The organism is Streptomyces sp. SCL15-4 (assembly GCF_033366695.1).
GTDB lineage: Bacteria > Actinomycetota > Actinomycetes > Streptomycetales > Streptomycetaceae > Streptomyces.
The window spans coordinates 4,330,231-4,346,471 of record NZ_JAOBTQ010000001.1; the positions used below are offsets into that span (position 1 = coordinate 4,330,231).

Annotated in this window: 19 protein-coding genes; 10 read left to right on the forward strand and 9 right to left on the reverse strand. The window is 70.4% G+C overall.

What is annotated here, in order from left to right:
• Positions 1-44 precede the first annotated feature (44 nt).
• Entirely contained in the window at positions 45-281 is a 237-nt protein-coding gene (gene rpsR, locus SCK26_RS18915) for a 30S ribosomal protein S18 (protein ID WP_003949403.1), read from the forward strand.
• An 18-nt stretch (positions 282-299) separates the two neighbouring features.
• On the forward strand, positions 300-746 hold the full coding sequence (rplI, locus tag SCK26_RS18920; RefSeq protein ID WP_030938854.1) for a 50S ribosomal protein L9: 447 nt from the start codon (positions 300-302) through the stop codon (positions 744-746).
• A 192-nt stretch (positions 747-938) separates the two neighbouring features.
• Here the strand turns inward: rplI and SCK26_RS18925 are convergent, their stop codons facing one another.
• Positions 939-2,276: an MATE family efflux transporter gene (locus tag SCK26_RS18925; protein WP_318202485.1), complete on the reverse strand. Its 1,338-nt coding sequence runs from the start codon at positions 2,274-2,276 to the stop codon at positions 939-941.
• 482 nt (positions 2,277-2,758) lie between these two features.
• Between SCK26_RS18925 and dnaB the strand changes: the two genes are divergently transcribed.
• Together dnaB and SCK26_RS18935 are read left to right on the forward strand one after the other, a co-directional pair.
• The gene (dnaB, locus tag SCK26_RS18930; RefSeq protein ID WP_249457384.1) at positions 2,759-4,237 is read left to right on the forward strand and encodes a replicative DNA helicase; all 1,479 of its coding nucleotides are present in this window, start codon (positions 2,759-2,761) and stop codon (positions 4,235-4,237) included.
• 152 nt (positions 4,238-4,389) lie between these two features.
• Entirely contained in the window at positions 4,390-5,775 is a 1,386-nt protein-coding gene (locus SCK26_RS18935) for a serine hydrolase domain-containing protein (protein WP_318202486.1), read from the forward strand.
• Between the two features lie 72 nt (positions 5,776-5,847).
• On the opposite strand, the gene SCK26_RS18940 is transcribed toward SCK26_RS18935, so the two are convergent.
• Positions 5,848-6,300, reverse strand: coding sequence for a GNAT family N-acetyltransferase (locus SCK26_RS18940; protein WP_318202487.1), 453 nt, complete (start codon positions 6,298-6,300; stop codon positions 5,848-5,850).
• 9 nt (positions 6,301-6,309) lie between these two features.
• Positions 6,310-6,768, reverse strand: a complete 459-nt coding sequence (locus SCK26_RS18945) for a MarR family winged helix-turn-helix transcriptional regulator (RefSeq protein WP_318202488.1) — start codon at positions 6,766-6,768, stop codon at positions 6,310-6,312.
• Between the two features lie 143 nt (positions 6,769-6,911).
• Between SCK26_RS18945 and SCK26_RS18950 the strand changes: the two genes are divergently transcribed.
• On the forward strand, positions 6,912-8,120 hold the full coding sequence (locus SCK26_RS18950; RefSeq protein WP_318202489.1) for an MFS transporter: 1,209 nt from the start codon (positions 6,912-6,914) through the stop codon (positions 8,118-8,120).
• A gap of 108 nt (positions 8,121-8,228) precedes the next feature.
• A complete protein-coding gene (locus tag SCK26_RS18955) occupies positions 8,229-8,648 on the forward strand; it encodes a heme-binding protein (RefSeq protein ID WP_318202490.1) in 420 nt (139 codons plus the stop codon).
• A 70-nt stretch (positions 8,649-8,718) separates the two neighbouring features.
• Here the strand turns inward: SCK26_RS18955 and SCK26_RS18960 are convergent, their stop codons facing one another.
• Entirely contained in the window at positions 8,719-9,585 is an 867-nt protein-coding gene (locus tag SCK26_RS18960) for a GNAT family N-acetyltransferase (protein ID WP_318202491.1), read from the reverse strand.
• A 152-nt stretch (positions 9,586-9,737) separates the two neighbouring features.
• Between SCK26_RS18960 and SCK26_RS18965 the strand changes: the two genes are divergently transcribed.
• Entirely contained in the window at positions 9,738-10,370 is a 633-nt protein-coding gene (locus tag SCK26_RS18965; protein WP_318202492.1) for an HAD-IB family phosphatase, read from the forward strand.
• A 45-nt stretch (positions 10,371-10,415) separates the two neighbouring features.
• A complete protein-coding gene (locus tag SCK26_RS18970) occupies positions 10,416-11,633 on the forward strand; it encodes a globin domain-containing protein (protein ID WP_318202493.1) in 1,218 nt (405 codons plus the stop codon).
• Between the two features lie 6 nt (positions 11,634-11,639).
• Here the strand turns inward: SCK26_RS18970 and SCK26_RS18975 are convergent, their stop codons facing one another.
• The 5 genes from SCK26_RS18975 to SCK26_RS18995 all read right to left on the reverse strand — a co-directional run bounded on the left by SCK26_RS18975 (position 11,640) and on the right by SCK26_RS18995 (position 15,365).
• Complete coding sequence (locus tag SCK26_RS18975) at positions 11,640-12,122, reverse strand: NUDIX hydrolase (protein ID WP_318202494.1); 483 nt, start codon at positions 12,120-12,122, stop codon at positions 11,640-11,642.
• 87 nt (positions 12,123-12,209) lie between these two features.
• Positions 12,210-13,115, reverse strand: coding sequence for a LysR family transcriptional regulator (locus tag SCK26_RS18980; protein ID WP_318202495.1), 906 nt, complete (start codon positions 13,113-13,115; stop codon positions 12,210-12,212).
• 228 nt (positions 13,116-13,343) lie between these two features.
• Entirely contained in the window at positions 13,344-14,492 is a 1,149-nt protein-coding gene (locus SCK26_RS18985; protein ID WP_318202496.1) for a cystathionine gamma-lyase, read from the reverse strand.
• Positions 14,489-14,980: a low molecular weight protein-tyrosine-phosphatase gene (locus SCK26_RS18990; protein WP_318202497.1), complete on the reverse strand. Its 492-nt coding sequence runs from the start codon at positions 14,978-14,980 to the stop codon at positions 14,489-14,491. Before SCK26_RS18990 ends, SCK26_RS18985 begins: the two co-directional genes overlap by 4 nt.
• 7 nt (positions 14,981-14,987) lie before the next feature.
• On the reverse strand, positions 14,988-15,365 hold the full coding sequence (locus SCK26_RS18995) for a phage holin family protein (protein ID WP_318202498.1): 378 nt from the start codon (positions 15,363-15,365) through the stop codon (positions 14,988-14,990).
• Positions 15,366-15,468: 103 nt separating this feature from the next.
• Here SCK26_RS18995 and SCK26_RS19000 point away from each other — a divergent pair, with 103 nt between their 5' ends.
• Positions 15,469-15,786: a cupin domain-containing protein gene (locus SCK26_RS19000; RefSeq protein WP_318206044.1), complete on the forward strand. Its 318-nt coding sequence runs from the start codon at positions 15,469-15,471 to the stop codon at positions 15,784-15,786.
• Between the two features lie 132 nt (positions 15,787-15,918).
• Positions 15,919-16,131: a DUF5326 family protein gene (locus SCK26_RS19005; protein ID WP_318202499.1), complete on the forward strand. Its 213-nt coding sequence runs from the start codon at positions 15,919-15,921 to the stop codon at positions 16,129-16,131.
• Positions 16,132-16,241 lie beyond the last annotated feature (110 nt).

Consider the following 16,241-nt stretch of genomic DNA (forward strand, 5'->3'; position numbering starts at 1 on the left):
GGGTGGGTCGTTCCCCAACTTCTTGATCACACAGGAGAATCACCATGGCGAAGCCGCCTGTGCGCAAGCCGAAGAAGAAGGTCTGCGCTTTCTGCAAGGACAAGGTCACGTACGTGGACTACAAGGACACGAACATGCTGCGGAAGTTCATTTCCGACCGCGGCAAGATCCGTGCCCGCCGCGTGACCGGCAACTGCACGCAGCACCAGCGTGACGTCGCCACGGCCGTCAAGAACAGCCGTGAGATGGCGCTGCTGCCCTACACCTCCACCGCGCGATAAGGGAAGGGTGACCGACTCATGAAGATCATCCTCACCCACGAGGTCTCCGGCCTCGGTGCCGCGGGCGACGTCGTCGACGTCAAGGACGGTTACGCTCGCAACTACCTGATCCCGCGGAAGTTCGCTATCCGCTGGACCAAGGGTGGCGAGAAGGACGTCGAGCAGATCCGCCGCGCCCGGAAGATCCACGAGATCCAGACCATCGAGCAGGCCAACCAGGTCAAGGCCCAGCTCGAGGGCGTCAAGGTCCGCCTGGCCGTCCGCTCCGGCGACGCCGGTCGTCTCTTCGGTTCCGTCACCCCGGCCGACATCGCGTCCGCGATCAAGGCTTCCGGTGGCCCCGAGGTCGACAAGCGCCGCATCGAGCTGGGCGCTCCGATCAAGACCCTGGGCGCCCACGAGACGTCCGTGCGTCTGCACCCCGAGGTTGCCGCCAAGGTCAACATCGAGGTCGTCGCGGCCTGACCGCCGCGTGATCGCAACGCTCGTGTGAGCTGTTGAGAGGGGCCGCATCCGTGCAGGGTGCGGCCCCTTTGGCATGACCGGACGTCCCGTGTCAGGGGCGGCCACCGCGGCATGTTTCACGTGAAACGGTCAACGGGTCACAGGGCTGGCGGAGCCGTCATCGGGGCCACGAGACCGGCGGGGCGGAAGCGGTCAGCGGGTCGCGCCTGTCACGATCCAGTGGCCTGAGCGCGTCCGCAGCCACAGGGTCAGCATGCGGACCGTCATCATCAGCGTCATCGCCGCCCACACCGCGGTGAGGCCGCCACCGAGCGTGGGCACCAGCAGGGCCACCGGGGCGAAGACCGTCAAGGTGCCGACCATGGCCCAGGCCAGGTAACGCCCGTCCCCCGCGCCCATCAGCACCCCGTCCAGAACGAAGACGATCCCGCAGACGGGCTGCGCGAGCGCCACGAGCAGCAGGGCCGGCAGTGCGGCGCCCTTCACTCCGGAGTCACCGGTGAACAGCGGCAGGAAGAGCGGCCGGGCCACCACGACCAGCACGCCCAGCACGACACCGGTCGCGATACCCCACTGGACCATCCGGCGACAGGCCTGGCGCGCCCCCTGGGCATCGTCCGCGCCGAGGTAGCGGCCGATGATGGCCTGTCCCGCGATCGCTATCGCGTCGAGCGCGAAGGACAGCAGGTTCCACAGCGAGAGGATGATCTGGTGCGCGGCGATGTCGGCGTCTCCGAGGCGGGCCGCGACCGCCGTGGCGATCATGATCATCGCCCGCAGGGAGAGCGTACGGACCAGGAGGGAGACGCCGGCCTGTGCCGAGGCCCGGATGCCGGCGGCATCGGGCCGGAGGGAGGCGCCGTGCCGGCGGGCTCCCCGGACCACCGTCGTCAGGTAGACGGCGGCCATGCCGCACTGCGCGATGACCGTGCCCCAGGCCGAACCGGCGATGCCGAGCCCGGCGCCGTAGACGAGCCCGACGTTGAGGGCGGCGTTGACGACGAAGCCGGCGACGGCGACGTAGAGCGGGGTCCTGGTGTCCTGCAGACCGCGCAGCACTCCGGTCGCGGCCAGGACGATGAGCATCGCGGGAATGCCCAGCGCGGAGATGCGCAGATAGCTGGTGGCGTAGGGAGCCGCGGTGGACGAGGCGCCGAAGAGGTCCACGATGCCGGGGGCCAGCGGGAGGACGACGGCGATGACGGCGAGGCCGAGCAGCAGCGCCAGCCAGATGCCGTCCATGCCCTGTCGGATCGCCGCCGGGAGATCACCGGCGCCGACGCGGCGGGCCACGGCGGCGGTGGTGGCGTAGGCGAGGAAGACGAAGACGCTCACGGCGGTCGTCAGGAGCGCCGAGGCGATGCCGAGACCGGCGAGCTGGGCGGTCCCGAGGTGACCGACGATCGCACTGTCGGCCATGACGAAGAGTGGCTCGGCGACCAGGGCACCGAAGGCCGGAACGGCCAGCGCGACGATCTCTCGGTCGTGCCGCCGCCGGGTGGCCTGGGGGATCACTGGAGCCTGTGTCATGCGCATCAATCTAATCGTCCACAGGTAAGAGATGCAACCGTATAGTGATCCTTACTTCTTGTCTCGGGGTGTGTCCTTTCGCGCACCGTTCGAAGCGATCTTGGCCCGACTGGGAAAGTTTTTCTTCTGCACAGCCGGTGGATCACAAAAACGCAGGTCAGAGGTGTGGTGTCAGGAAGATCGAGGGCTTGTTCACAGGGCTGTCCACCGGGTCGTGCACAGGTTTCGGCGAGTTCTCCACAGCATCGGGCCGGTCGTCCACATGGCCTGTGGATAACCAGATTGGCTGACGGTGCCGACGGGCCTACCGTGGTGCGGCGCCCACTCCTTTCCACGGCCCGGCGAGTGACCCTCTTCCGGCTCGGGAACCGCCACAAATCCGACGCGCGAGAACCGGAGCAGGGCTTCTCGATTTGTCAGTGTCGTGCCGTACAAAAGAGGCCACGGCGAGGTCCGCCGTGCGGACGGGAGGAGGTGGCTCGGTGAGCATTTCCGAGCCCTTGGACGATCCGTGGGCCGACAGCGGTCCCAGTGATCGTCTGCCGGCCTCCCGTCGGCGGGGTGACGGCGGCCGGGGGCGGGACGAGCAGCACGACCGGGGCCGGGAGAGCGGTGCCTGGGACGGCGGCGCCTCCGCCTTCGAGCGCGTTCCGCCGCAGGACCTGGACGCCGAGCAGTCCGTGCTGGGCGGCATGCTGCTGTCCAAGGACGCCATCGCCGACGTCGTGGAGATCCTCAAGGGCCACGACTTCTACAAGCCCGCGCACGAGACGATCTACCAGGCCATCCTGGACGTCTACGCCAAGGGCGAGCCCGCGGACCCGATCACCATCGCCGCCGAGCTGACCAAGCGCGGCGAGATCAACAAGGTCGGCGGCGCCGCGTATCTGCACAGCCTCGTCCAGACCGTCCCCACGGCGGCCAACGCCGAGTACTACGCGGAGATCGTTCACGAGCGGGCCGTCCTGCGCCGCCTGGTCGAGGCCGGTACGCGCATCACACAGATGGGTTACGCGGCCGACGGCGACGTGGACGAGATCGTCAACCGCGCCCAGGCCGAGATCTACGCCGTCACCGAGCAGCGCACCAGCGAGGACTACCTCCCGCTCGGCGACATCATGGAGGGCGCCCTCGACGAGATCGAGGCGATCGGCTCGCGCAGCGGCGAGATGACGGGCGTGCCCACCGGGTTCACCGACTTCGACTCCCTCACGAACGGCCTCCACCCCGGTCAGATGATCGTCATCGCGGCCCGTCCCGCCATGGGTAAGTCGACCCTCGCGCTGGACTTCGCGCGAGCCGCGTCGATCAAGCACAACCTGCCGAGCGTGATCTTCTCGCTCGAAATGGGGCGCAACGAGATCGCGATGCGTCTGCTGTCCGCCGAGGCCCGCGTCGCCCTGCACCACATGCGCTCCGGCACGATGACCGACGAGGACTGGACGCGCCTGGCCCGCCGGATGCCGGACGTCTCTGCCGCGCCGCTCTACATCGACGACTCCCCGAACCTGTCGATGATGGAGATCCGCGCCAAGTGCCGGCGCCTGAAGCAGCGCAACGACCTGAAGCTGGTCGTCATCGACTACCTCCAGCTGATGCAGTCCGGCGGCTCCAAGCGCGCCGAGAGCCGGCAGCAGGAGGTCTCGGACATGTCCCGTAACCTCAAGCTGCTCGCCAAGGAGCTGGAGATCCCGGTCATCGCGCTCTCCCAGCTCAACCGTGGCCCCGAGCAGCGCACCGACAAGAAGCCGATGGTCTCCGACCTGCGTGAGTCCGGCTCCATCGAGCAGGACGCCGACATGGTCATCCTGCTGCACCGCGAGGACGCGTACGAGAAGGAGTCCCCGCGCGCGGGCGAGGCCGACCTGATCGTCGCCAAGCACCGAAACGGCCCCACGGCCACCATCACGGTCGCCTTCCAGGGCCACTACTCCCGCTTCGTGGACATGGCCCAGACCTGACCGGCCGACGCGTAGGTTCCCGACTCCTGTGTCTTTTCCGGCGGGCAACGGTATAGACGGGCCGGCACGGAGGGCGACCTCGGCATGCGCGGTCGCCCGGACATGGGGAAATGGATTCGACGGCCGTCGCTGTCACCGGGTGGACTAGGGACATGACGACACATCAGGAAGCCCTGTTGCCGGGTACCCGGCGGGCGCTGCTGCATCGGATCGCTGTCGCACAGGCCGAAGGGCGGGCTCCGTCGCTGGTGGCCGCCGTGGTGCGGGACGGGCAGGCGGTGTGGCACGGGGCGCGGACCTGCGTGGGCGGGCACGCACCGGACGAGAGCGTGCAGTACCGGATCGGGTCCATCACCAAGACCTTCACCGCCGTGCTGGTGCTGCGGTTGCGCGACGAGGGGCTGCTCGACCTCGGTGATCCGCTGGAGAAGCATCTGCCGGGCACCGGCGTGGGAGAGGCGACCATCGCGGAGCTGCTCGCCCACACCGCGGGGCTGGCGGCCGAGACCCCCGCGCCCTGGTGGGAGCGGACACCCGGCTCGCTGCGGCCCGAGTTGAGCGATGTGCTGGGCGACCAGCCCCTGCTGCATCCCGCCGGCCGGCGGCACCACTACTCCAATACGGGCTACACCCTGCTCGGCGCCCTGGTGGAGGAGATGCGCGGTGCGCCTTGGGAGGACGTGCTGCGCGACGAAATTCTGGAGCCGCTCGGCCTGCGCCGGACGAGCACGCGGCCCCAGGCTCCGCACGCGGGCGGATGGGCCGTGCATCCGTGGGCCGACGCGCTGCTGCCGGAGCCGGCGGAGGACCTGGGCCGGATGGCGCCGGCCGGCCAGCTCTGGTCGACCACCGGGGATCTGGCGCGGTTCGCCGCGTTCCTGGCCCGGGGAGACGACCGGGTCCTCGGCGCGCGTTCGGTGGCGGAGATGCGGACCCCCGCGGCCCCGGCCGAGAGCGCGGACGTGGTCGACGGGGTCACGTACGGCCTCGGGATGCAGATCCAGCAGCGGGACGGCCGGCTGCTCGTCGGGCACTCCGGTTCGCTGCCGGGCTTCCTGGCGAACCTGACCATCAGCGTGGAGGACGACGTCGCCGCGGTGGTGCTCACCAACTGCACCAGCGGGCCGCTGCCGGGTGCCGTGGCGGCGGACCTGGTCCGGATCGTCGCCGAGGCGGAACCCCGTATCCCCGCACCCTGGCGGCCTCTGCGCGAGGTCGACCCGGCGGTGCTGGAGCTGGTGGGGCAGTGGTACTGGGGCACTCAGGCGTTCGGCCTGCGTGCGACCGCCGACGGTCTGCTCTCCCTGGCACCGCTGACCGAGGGCGGCCGCAAGGCGCGCTTCCGTGCGAACGGCGACGGCACCTGGACCGGACTGGAGGGCTACTACGCCGGTGAGCCACTGCGGCCCGTACGGCGTCCGGACGGCTCCCTGAGCCATCTCGACCTCGGCTCGTTTGTGTTCACCCGGCAGCCGTACGACCCCGAGGCCCCGGTGCCCGGTGGCGTGGACCCGGAGGGGTGGCGGGGCATCGGCTAGCCCTCGACCGGGCAGGGGGTGTGTTTCACGTGAAACACACCCCCTGGGTCGTTCTGGCGTCGTGCGGCATGGTCAGAGCGGCAGCTTGAAGCCCTCGTGCGAGGCCGTGAACCCCAGCCGTTCGTAGAAGCGGTGCGCGTCGGTGCGCGTCTTGTCGGACGTGAGCTGCACCATCCGGCAATCCAGCCGCCGGGAGGTGCCGATCGCCCACTCGATCAGCCGACTGCCCAGTCCACTGCCCCGCTCGTCGGCGTGGATGCGGACGGCCTCGATCAGCGCGCGGGTCGCGCCCCGGTGCGAGAGCCCCGGGATGATCGTGAGTTGGAGGGTCCCGATCACACGGCCTTCGCGCACGGCGACGACGAGGTGCTGGTTAGGGTCGGCGGCGAGCCGTTCCAGCGCGGTCCGGTACGGCGTCAGGTCGTCGGGCGACTCGCGCTGGGCACCGAGCGGATCGTCGGCGAGCATCCCGACGATCGCCGGGAGGTCGTCGGCGGTCGCGGCGCGTATTTCAAGATCTCCCATGCGCGCACCCTATGCGGGCACGTTCAGCGACTCCACCACCCGGACCAGTGGGGCCAGTTCGGGGTTCTGCGCGGCGGCGTCCAGAGCCTCGCGCAGAGCGGCGTCGTTGGTGGGCCGCGCCTCCTCCAGCAGGCGCAGGCCGGCCTCCGTGACGTTGGTGTAGATGCCGCGCCGATCGGTGGGGCAGAGGTAGCGCTCCAGCAGGCCGCGGTTCTCCAGCCGGGTCACCAGACGGGTGGTGGCGCTCTGGCTGAGGACGACCGCGTCGGCGACCTGCTTCATCTGCAGATGCCCGCCTTCACCGGTGTGCTGCCTGCTGAGCACGTCCAGCAGTGAGTACTCGCGCACGCTGAGGTCGTGCTTGGCCTGCAGGGCGCGCTCGATGTGCGCCTCGATCCTTCCGTGCAGAGCGGAAAGGGCGCACCAGCCTTGCGCGAGGGCGGTGAGCGCGGGGTCCGTCGCTGTCATTGGCGTTTCCTCCGTCCCGGAGCGGCTCCACCACAAGAGTAGAGCACCGCCGCAATAGTCGGCAGTTGCATATAGCCAGCGTCTGCAATTATTGTGAAGACACGAAAAGCGCTCCTGCAATCATTTGGGAAGGTGTACCCCACATGCCTCTCGCGCTCCTGGCCCTCGCGATCGGGGCCTTCGGAATCGGAACGACCGAGTTCGTGATCATGGGCCTGCTGCCCGAGGTCGCGGGCGACTTCGGGGTCTCCATCCCCACGGCGGGCCTGCTCGTGACCGGCTACGCCCTCGGCGTGGTCATCGGTGCCCCGATCATGACCGTGCTCGGTACCAAGGTCCCGCGCAAGCGCATGCTGATGCTGCTGATGGGCCTGTTCATCGCCGGAAACCTGCTGTCCGCCATCGCCCCGGCCTTCGCGGTCATGCTCCTCGGACGAGTGATCGCCTCCCTCGCCCACGGCGCCTTCTTCGGCATCGGCTCGGTCGTCGCGTCGGAACTGGTCGCACCACACAAGAAGGCCGGCGCCATCGCCATGATGTTCACCGGCCTGACCGTCGCCAATGTCGTCGGCGTCCCGCTGGGCACGCTCATCGGGCAGAGCATCGGGTGGCGCGTCACCTTCGGCATCGTCGCCGGCCTCGGCGGCATCGGGCTCGCCGGCATCGCCAAGCTCGTACCCGAACTGCCCAGCCCTGAGGGCGTGCGGCTGCGCCACGAGCTGGCCGCCTTCAAGAACGCCCAGGTCCTGCTGGCCATGGCGATGACCGTCCTCGGCTTCGGAGGCGTCTTCGCGGCCATCACCTACATCGCGCCGATGATGACCCGCATCGCCGGGTTCTCCGACGGCTCGGTGACCTGGCTGCTGGTCCTGTTCGGCCTCGGCATGGTCGGCGGCAACCTCGTCGGCGGCAAGTTCGCCGACCGCGCCCTGATGCCGATGCTGTACGTCTCCCTGGGCGCCCTCGCCGTCGTCCTGGCGCTGTTCACGCTCACCGCGCACAACAAGATCGCGGCCGCGGTGACCATCGCGCTGATCGGCGCCCTGGGCTTCGCCACCGTGCCGCCGCTGCAGAAGCGCGTCCTCGACCAGGCGCACGGTGCCCCGACGCTCGCGTCGGCCGTGAACATCGGTGCCTTCAACCTGGGCAACGCCCTGTCCGCCTGGCTCGGTGGCGTGGTGATCTCGGCCGGCTTCGGTTACACCTCCCCCAACTGGGTCGGCGCCGTCCTCGCCGCCGCCGCCCTGCTCCTCGCCGTGCTCTCCGCCGGCCTGGAGCGCCGCGACGGCGCGCGCCGCAACGTGGCCGCCTCCGCGACGCCGACGGACCACCGGACCCCCGTCCACCACTGAGCCGCCCGGCTGCGCAGGCACCTCACCCCGTAACCCCCACAGACGTCCGTGCCGGGCTCCCCTGCTCCGGTACGGCCACATCCCAGCACCCTCCAAGGAGACAGTTCCATGAGCACCACCGCCGTCGCCCCGCTCACCACCGAGGACGCCGAACTGCTCGTCGCCACGGCCCGTCGGGCGGCCGAGGACGCCGGAGTCACCGTCAGCGTCACCGTCCTGGACGCGGGCGGCCATCCGCTCGCCTTCCGCCGGGACGACCGGGCCGTGCTGATCTCCGGCGAGACCAGCACCCGCAAGGCCTACACGGCGCTCCAGCTGGACGCGCCCACCGCCGACCTCGTCGACGCCGTCCAGCCCGGCGGCCTGTTCCACACCCTGCCCACGGCCCTCGACCGGCCCCTGCTGTTCATCGCGGGCGGCCTTCCCGTCCGCCGGGACGGCCGGCTGATCGGCGCCATCGGTGTCGGCGGTGGTGCGCCGGAACAGGACCACGGCTTCGCCGCCGCGGCCGTACAGGCACTCGCCTGACCCGTCGGCCGGACCCGGTGACACCGGCCCCGTCACTCCCGAGCGGCGGGGCCGGCGCGCGTCGTACGGCTCAGCCGGCGGCGACCGTCAGCGGGGCGAACCGCCGGGTCCAGTCCCCCGGCAACTCGGTGATGCCGTAGGTCATCACCGAGTTGAAGGCCACCGATGCCAGCCCCCGTTCCTTCGTCCAGTCCAGCAGCTCCTCGTGACGCACGTCGATGTCGGTGCGCAGCGGACGCTCGGTACGGGCCGCCAGCGAGGTGATCAGCGCCTTGGCGGTCTCCGTGTCCCGGGCGATCAGCGGGCCGACGACATGGGTGTCCATGTTGGGCCACGCGGCGGTGTAGCCGATGAGCCGGCCGTCTTCCTCGGCGACCCGCAGCTGATCGGCGAAGGCGGGCAGCCGGGTGATGAGAGGCGTGCGATCGGTGCCGAACACCTCCTCGTCGAGGCGCACGATCGCCGGGAGGTCATCCGCGGTGGCGGCGCGCGTGACGACCTCGGACTTCGGGCCGCCGGGAGTGAAGCGGCCCCTCAGCATTTCGGCCCGGCCCGTCACCTTGAAGCCCAGTTCCTCGTAGAGAGGCCGGCCGTCGGGAGTGGCGTGCAGGGTCAGCGGGGTGCTCCCCATGACGGAGACGACGTGCCGCATCAAGCGGCGGCCGACCCCTTGGCGCGCATGACGCCCGGCCACCAGGACCATGCCGATGGCGCCGAGTTCCGGCCGCCCCCACCCGCCGTATTCCGTGACGACGCACGCGGCGACCAGACCGCCCTCGGGGTCGTCGATGCCGTATCCCTTCCCGGCGGTGAGGAGGAAGCCCCACTTGTGTTCCTCGCGTGGCCACCCCCGGTCTTCGGACAGGTCGGCGCAGGCGATGAGATCGCGGTGCGTCAGGCGACGGATGGGCAGAGTGGTGAGGGAAGGAGTTGGCACGCAGGTCAGGCTGTCCGAACGGCGCCCTCGCCGTCCACCTGTTTCGATGCAGACGCACGTTCTTTTGGCCATCTCATGGGCATCCGTACAGCCGTCGGACAGCTGTGCGGTGTTTCACGTGAAACATCACCCGGCCCACTAGCCTCGGCGCCATGACGAGACTTCATCTCTTCGATTTGGACGGCACTTTGCTGCACGGGACCACCGCTCCCCTGGAGATATCGCGTCAGTTGGGCCTGGAGACCGAGACGATGGCGCTGGAGCGGGCGATCGCGGCCGGACGGATCGGTCCGCCGGAATACGCCGCGCGGGTATACGACCTGTGGTCCGGTCTGACCGAGGAGCATGTGCGGGCCGCGTTCGAGGCGGCGCCCTGGCTGGCACGGATCCGCGAGGTCTGGGCGGAGATCAGGAGCGCGGGCGAATACTGCGCGGTGGTGTCCCTCTCGCCCTCCTTCTTCGTCGAACGCCTGCTGGACTGGGGTGCCCACGCAACCCATGGCTCCCGTTTCCCGGCCGTGCCGTTCGCCGAGCCCGTCGACCCGACCGGGGTGCTCAACGCCGCGGCCAAGGTGACCATCGCGGAGCGGCTCTGCGCGGAGTTCGGAGTGACCCGGGCGGACTGCGTGGCGTACGGCGACTCGTCGTCGGACAAGGATCTGTTCGCCGCCGTACCGGTGTCCGTGGCGGTCAACGCCGATGCCCACCTGGCGGGTCTCGCCACCCACTCCTACAGCGGACGAGACCTGTGGGGAGCCTATGAACTGGTGGGACTGACACGGTAGTCGCCGTACTTACCGACCAGACGACGTTCGAGGCGAGGGCACACCATGGACGCTGTGAGCAGCACGCCGGGGGAGAACGGCAAGCCGGACGGGGACGGCTGGTTCACGCCGCGCACGGCACCTCCGTCGCCGCCGCCGGACGCTCAGCAGAGCGCGGACGCCCGTCTCGTCCGTCGCACCCTGACCGAGATCACCCCCGTCGCCGACCAGGTCACCTCCTACTTCTACGCGCTCCTCTTCGTCCGACACCCGGAACTGCGCTCCCTGTTCCCGGCCGCGATGGACATCCAGCGGGAGCGTCTGCTGAAGGCGCTGCTCACCGCGGCCGAGCACCTGGACGACACCCCGGTCCTCCTCGGTCACCTGCGCACCCTGGGGCGCGGACACCGCAAGTACGGGGCGCGTGCCGAGCACTATCCGGCCCTGGGCGAGTGCCTCATCGACGCGCTGGGCAGGTATGCCACCGCGGTCTGGAGTCCCGAGACCGAAGCCGCCTGGGTACGGGCCTACACCCGGTTCTCCCAGGTCATGATCGACGCGGCGGCGGAGGACGAGCTGCGCGGCCCGGCCTGGTGGCAGGCCGAGATCGTCGGCCACGAGCTGCGCGGCCCCGACATCGCGGTCCTCACCGTCCGCCCCGACCAGCCCTATCCCTTCCTCGCCGGCCAGTACACCGGCGTGGAGACCCCCTGGTGGCCCCGGGTGTGGCGGCACTACTCCATCGCCTGTGCGCCCCGCTCGGACGGGCTGCTCATGTTCCACGTGAAGGCCGTCCCGGCGGGCTGGGTGTCCAATGCCCTGGTGCGCCGGGCCAGGCCCGGAAACGTGATCCGCCTCGGGCCGCCGACCGGCTCGATGACCGTCGACCACACCTCCGACAGCGGCCTGCTCTGCCTGGGCGGTGGCACCGGGATAGCCCCCATCAAAGCCTTGGTGGAGGACGTGGCCGAGCACGGCGAACGCCGGCCGGTCGAGGTGTTCTACGGCGCTCGCACCGACCACGGCCTGTACGACCTGGACACGCTGCTCAGGCTCCGGCGGATCCACCCCTGGCTGTCGGTCCGGACCGTCACGGACCAGCAGACCCGCGGCCGGCTCCCCGATGCCGTCCGGGCGTACGGACCGTGGCCCGGGTACGACGCCTATCTCTCGGGGCCGCCCGCGATGATCCGCAGCGGTGTCGACACGCTCCGAGACATCGGCATCCCGCCGGGCCGCATACGGCACGACTCGGTGGAGGATCTGCTCGTCGGTGCGTACTGAGGCCGCTCAGCCGAGATCGGGGGCGTGCATGGCACGTACGCCCTCGATGTTCCCGTCCAGATAGTGGCGCAGGGACAGCGGGACGAGATGGACGGAGGCGATGCCGACCCGCGTGAACGGGACGCGGACGATCTCGTACTCCCCGGCCGGCTCCTCCACTTCGGGGCCGTGCCGCAGGGCCGGGTCCATCGACTCCAGCCGGCAGACGAAGAAGTGCTGCACCTTCACGCCGGTCGTGCCGCAGTCCTCGCCGATGTGCTCCACCGTGTCCACGAAACACGGCACCACGTCGGTGATCTTGGCGCCGAGTTCCTCGTACACCTCCCGGTGCAGGGCGTCCACGACGGTCGAGTCTCCGGGTTCGACCCCGCCACCGGGAGTGACCCAGTAGGGATCGACGCCGGGCTTGGTGCGCTTGATCAGGATCAGGTCGTCACCGTCCAGGAGAACGGCGCGGGCGGTGCGCTTGACCACGGGTCGGACGGTCATGGGAGAAATGTGGCCCCGCTGGTTCCACGTGAAACATCGCGAAGCGCCACCTGCCGACCGCTGTGCGTGCACCCCACCCGAGCGGCGTCAGCACCAGGCTACGGCCGCGCGCTGGAGCCACTCGTGGGCCCGCGCGACAGCGGGCAGGGAGAGGGCGCCCGTCCGCACCACCAGGAAGTACGTGCGCAGCGGCGGTACCACCGGGTCGAACAGGGTGACGATCGTGGCCCGCTCCAGGGCCGGCGCGCACAGATAGCGGGGCAATACCGCGAGCCCGGCACCGGCGATCACACAGGAGAGCACGGCCCGCAGATCGGGGGCGATCACCGTGCCCGTGGTGGCCGGACGGCAGTCGAAGACCGAGGCCCAGTAGCGCGAGACCAGCGGCAGCGACTCGTGGACCTCCACGACAGGCAGGTCGTCCAGGGCCGGCGCGCCCTTCAGCCGCACGCTGTCCGGCCCGATGCGCTCCGCCCAGTGCGGGGCCGCCACCAGGACATGCTCCTCGTCGCACAGCGGAGTGGCGGCGAGCAGGTCCCCGCGCGGCCGGGCCGTGCTGACGGCCAGGTCGTGCCGGCCGCAGGCCAGTCCCTCGAGCGTCTCCTCGGCGGTGCCGAAGGAGACGCGCAGCGCGAGGGCACGGCCGTCGTCGCCGGTCAGCCCGGTGAGGGCGGGCAGCACGCGTTCGGCGGTGAACTCCGGCGGGCCCGCCAGATGCAGCGTCCGCGACGCCGAGACGTCGTCCAGCCCGCCTTCGGCTATCTCCACCAGGGCGTCGAGATGCGGCGCGGCCCGGTGCGCCAGCTCGTCGCCGAACGTGGTCGGGGTCACCCCGCGCGCCTGACGGAGGAAGAGAGGCCTGCCGAGCTGGCGCTCCAGCGTGCGGATCTGCGAGGTGACGGCGGGCTGGGAGAGGCCGAGCAGGGCGGCGGCGCGGGTGAAGGAACCAGCCCGGTGCACGGTGACGAAGGTCCGCAGCAAGGCCAGATCCATGGCGTGCCCTCCCCTGTACCTGCCTCCCCGCCCCTCCGCCGGCCGCCGGGCAGGCACCAACTATAAATATGCCGATAGGCCCCTGTCGCTACCGTGATTGGACACTGACGCAGAGTCAACTAGCCTGGTTCGGGCGGTCTTGCCACCCGAGAACCGCAGACGGTCCGAGCCACGAGGGGGGGAGGCTCGGACCGTCCCGGCAGCCGCGGCGGACCGCGGTGCCCGGGGTCAACCGGCGGACTCGTCCAGGGCGCGCAGAACGTCGGCCACCAAGTCCTCCGGGTCCTCCGCACCGACGGACATCCGGACGAAGCCCTCCGGGACGTCGTCCCCGCCCCAGCGGCGGCGCCGCTCGGCCGTGGACCGCACCCCGCCGAAGCTCGTCGCGTCCTCCACCAGGCGCAGGGCCGCGAGGAAGCGCTCGGCATGGGCACGCGTGGGCAGCGTGAAGGAGACGACACAGCCGTAGCGGCGCATCTGCCGCGCCGCGACCGGGTGCGAGGGGTCGTCGGGCAGGCCCGGGTAACGCAGTCCGGAGACCTCGGGCCGCTGCCGCAGTGCCTCGGCGACCGCGAGAGCGGTGGCGTTCTGCCGGTCGACGCGCAGCTGGAGCGTGGCGATGGACCGGTGCGCGAGCCAGGCCTCCATGGGACCGGAGATCGCGCCGACGATCTTGCGCCAGCGGCGTACGGCGGCCATCGCCTCGGCGTCGCGGCCGGCGACATAGCCCAGCAGCACGTCACCGTGTCCGGTGAGCTGCTTGGTCCCGCTGGCCACGGAGAAGTCCGCACCCAGCTCCAGCGGGCGCTGCCCGAGCGGGGTGGCGAGGGTGTTGTCCACGGCGACCAGCGCGCCACGCGCGTGTGCCGCCTCCGCCAGCCGCCGGATGTCGCAGACGTCGAGCCCGGGGTTCGACGGGGACTCGATCCACAGCAGCCGCGCCCCGTCGAGCGCCTCCAGCTGGCCGTCGCCGCCGGTCGGCGCGGTACGCACCTCGATGCCGTAGGCCTCCAGCTGCGCGCCGACCAGCGGCAGCACCTGGTAGCCGTCGGAGGGCAGCACGACCGCGTCACCGGCGCGCAGCTGGGAGAACAGGACGGAGGAGATCGCCGCCATGCCGGAGGCGAACACCAGCGTCTCGACGTCCTCCCGACCCGGCGCCTCCAGCTCGCCTATGGCGCGCTCCAGCAGGGTCCAGGTCGGATTGTCGTCACGGCCGTACAAGTACGGTCCCGACACCTCGCCGGGCAGGTGGAAGTGGGCCGCGAACACCGGTCCGGGCAGGGTCGGCTCGTGCTTGACCGGCTCGGGCAGCCCCGCCCGTACCGCGCGCGTGCCGTCGCCCGTGCGGTCCTCGCTCCTCGTGCCCTCGCTCATGCGGCCCGTCCTTCCAGTTCGTCCTGTACGGCGGCGAGCAGCCCCGTGCTCGCCGCCTCCACCATCTCAAGGCACTCCTCGAAGCCGTCCCGGCCCCCGTAGTACGGGTCCGGTACGTCGAGGTCGCGGCCGGCACCGGGGTCGTAGGAGCGCAGCAGGCGGATCTTGCGCGCGTCCTCCTCGGTGGGTGCGAGACGGCGCAGGGCCCTGAGGTGGGAAGCGTCGAGAGCTATCACGAGGTCGAGCCGGGCGAACCACGACGGCAGGAATCGGCGGGCCCGGTGCGCGCTGTCGTAGCCGTGCTCTTCCAGGACGGAGACGGTGCGCGGGTCGGCCGGCTCCCCCTCGTGCCAGCCGCCCGTGCCGGCGCTGTCGACCGCCACCAGGTCCTCCAGACCGGCCTCCGCCACGCGCGCGCGGAAGACGGACTCGGCCATCGGGGAACGGCAGATGTTGCCGGTGCACACGAAACACACGCGGTAGGTCATGACGCGCTCAGTCCTCGTCCGGCAGGACGACGTGCAGCGCCCAGGAGACGACGGAGATGATCAGACCACCGAGGACGGCCGTCCAGAAGCCCTCCACATGGAAGCTCAGATCGAGCTTTCCGCACACCCAGGAGGTCAGCAGCAGCATCAGCGCGTTCACGACCAGGGTGATCAGCCCCAGGGTCAGGATGAACAACGGGAAGGTGAGCACCTTCACGATCGGCTTGACCAGCCAGTTGACCAGGCCGAAGATCAACGCGACGACGACCAGCGTGCCGGCCTTCTTGGCGGTGCCGTCACCGGTCAGTGTGATCTTGTCGAGCGCCCATACCGCGACCGCCAGGGCACCGGCGTTGGCGATCGTCTTGACTAGGAAATTCCTCATGTGTCTGATCGTGGCAGACCGGACGGAACCCGGCCGGGTGACGGCGGACGCGGCCATGGGGCGCAGGGGAGCGGCGAGCAGTGAGGCGAGGACGGCGGCGGCGATGAAGGCATTCCGGCTGGACGACCTGGAGGCGGAACGCGCCGCCAACGAGGGCGCTTACCTGCAGTTCCTGCGCGAGCGGAACATGTCGGTCGGCCTGTACGCCCTCGACGCGGGCGGGCACGACCCGCAGAAGCCGCACAACCAGGACGAGGTGTACCTGGTGGTCAGCGGCCGGGCCTCGCTCACGGTCGGCCTGGAGACGACCCAGGTGGCGCGGGGCAGCGTCGTGTACGTGCCCGCCGGGGTCCCGCACAAGTTCCACCACATCAGCGAGGACCTCAGGGTGCTCGTCGTGTTCTCTCCACCCGAGGCGTGAGCCCGGCCCCCGTGTTCCCTAGGGGACGGGTCAGGGCAGGACAAGGGATGCGAAAGCCCCGCTCAGACCCCTCGCGGCCCTAGCATCGAGTGCGTACCACAGACAACGCACGAGAACGCAAAGGACGAGGCGATGCGAGAGATCTTCGCGGGGCTGCCGTGGTGGGTGAAGTGGGTCGCGGTGCCGGTCATCGCCCTGGTCGTGTTCGGGGGCCTGATAGCGAGCGTGGTCGGGTTCGTGATCGGCCTGCTGTTCAAGGCACTGGTCTTCGTCGCCCTCGTCGGCGGGCTGATCTACGTCGTGCGCCGGTTCTCGGGGAACTCCTCGTCGCGCAGCGGGTGGTGAGGCACCCGGCCGCCGGTCAGCGGTGACGAGGGCGGTTCCCTCGGGGGAGGGAAGTTTCGGTCCGGAGCGGTCCGGGCGCGGTGGCGGGCCCGTTAAAGTCCGGAACCCCC

Coding starts and splice junctions, on each gene's coding strand:
- rpsR (WP_003949403.1), top strand. CDS start 45: ATGGCGAAGCCGCCTGTGCGCAAGCCGAAGAAGAAGGTCTGCGCTTTC.
- rplI (WP_030938854.1), top strand. CDS start 300: ATGAAGATCATCCTCACCCACGAGGTCTCCGGCCTCGGTGCCGCGGGC.
- SCK26_RS18925 (WP_318202485.1), bottom strand. CDS start 2,276: ATGACACAGGCTCCAGTGATCCCCCAGGCCACCCGGCGGCGGCACGAC.
- SCK26_RS18935 (WP_318202486.1), top strand. CDS start 4,390: ATGACGACACATCAGGAAGCCCTGTTGCCGGGTACCCGGCGGGCGCTG.
- SCK26_RS18940 (WP_318202487.1), bottom strand. CDS start 6,300: ATGGGAGATCTTGAAATACGCGCCGCGACCGCCGACGACCTCCCGGCG.
- SCK26_RS18945 (WP_318202488.1), bottom strand. CDS start 6,768: ATGACAGCGACGGACCCCGCGCTCACCGCCCTCGCGCAAGGCTGGTGC.
- SCK26_RS18950 (WP_318202489.1), top strand. CDS start 6,912: ATGCCTCTCGCGCTCCTGGCCCTCGCGATCGGGGCCTTCGGAATCGGA.
- SCK26_RS18955 (WP_318202490.1), top strand. CDS start 8,229: ATGAGCACCACCGCCGTCGCCCCGCTCACCACCGAGGACGCCGAACTG.
- SCK26_RS18965 (WP_318202492.1), top strand. CDS start 9,738: ATGACGAGACTTCATCTCTTCGATTTGGACGGCACTTTGCTGCACGGG.
- SCK26_RS18970 (WP_318202493.1), top strand. CDS start 10,416: ATGGACGCTGTGAGCAGCACGCCGGGGGAGAACGGCAAGCCGGACGGG.
- SCK26_RS18975 (WP_318202494.1), bottom strand. CDS start 12,122: ATGACCGTCCGACCCGTGGTCAAGCGCACCGCCCGCGCCGTTCTCCTG.
- SCK26_RS18980 (WP_318202495.1), bottom strand. CDS start 13,115: ATGGATCTGGCCTTGCTGCGGACCTTCGTCACCGTGCACCGGGCTGGT.
- SCK26_RS18985 (WP_318202496.1), bottom strand. CDS start 14,492: ATGAGCGAGGGCACGAGGAGCGAGGACCGCACGGGCGACGGCACGCGC.
- SCK26_RS18990 (WP_318202497.1), bottom strand. CDS start 14,980: ATGACCTACCGCGTGTGTTTCGTGTGCACCGGCAACATCTGCCGTTCC.
- SCK26_RS18995 (WP_318202498.1), bottom strand. CDS start 15,365: ATGAGGAATTTCCTAGTCAAGACGATCGCCAACGCCGGTGCCCTGGCG.
- SCK26_RS19000 (WP_318206044.1), top strand. CDS start 15,469: ATGAAGGCATTCCGGCTGGACGACCTGGAGGCGGAACGCGCCGCCAAC.
- SCK26_RS19005 (WP_318202499.1), top strand. CDS start 15,919: ATGCGAGAGATCTTCGCGGGGCTGCCGTGGTGGGTGAAGTGGGTCGCG.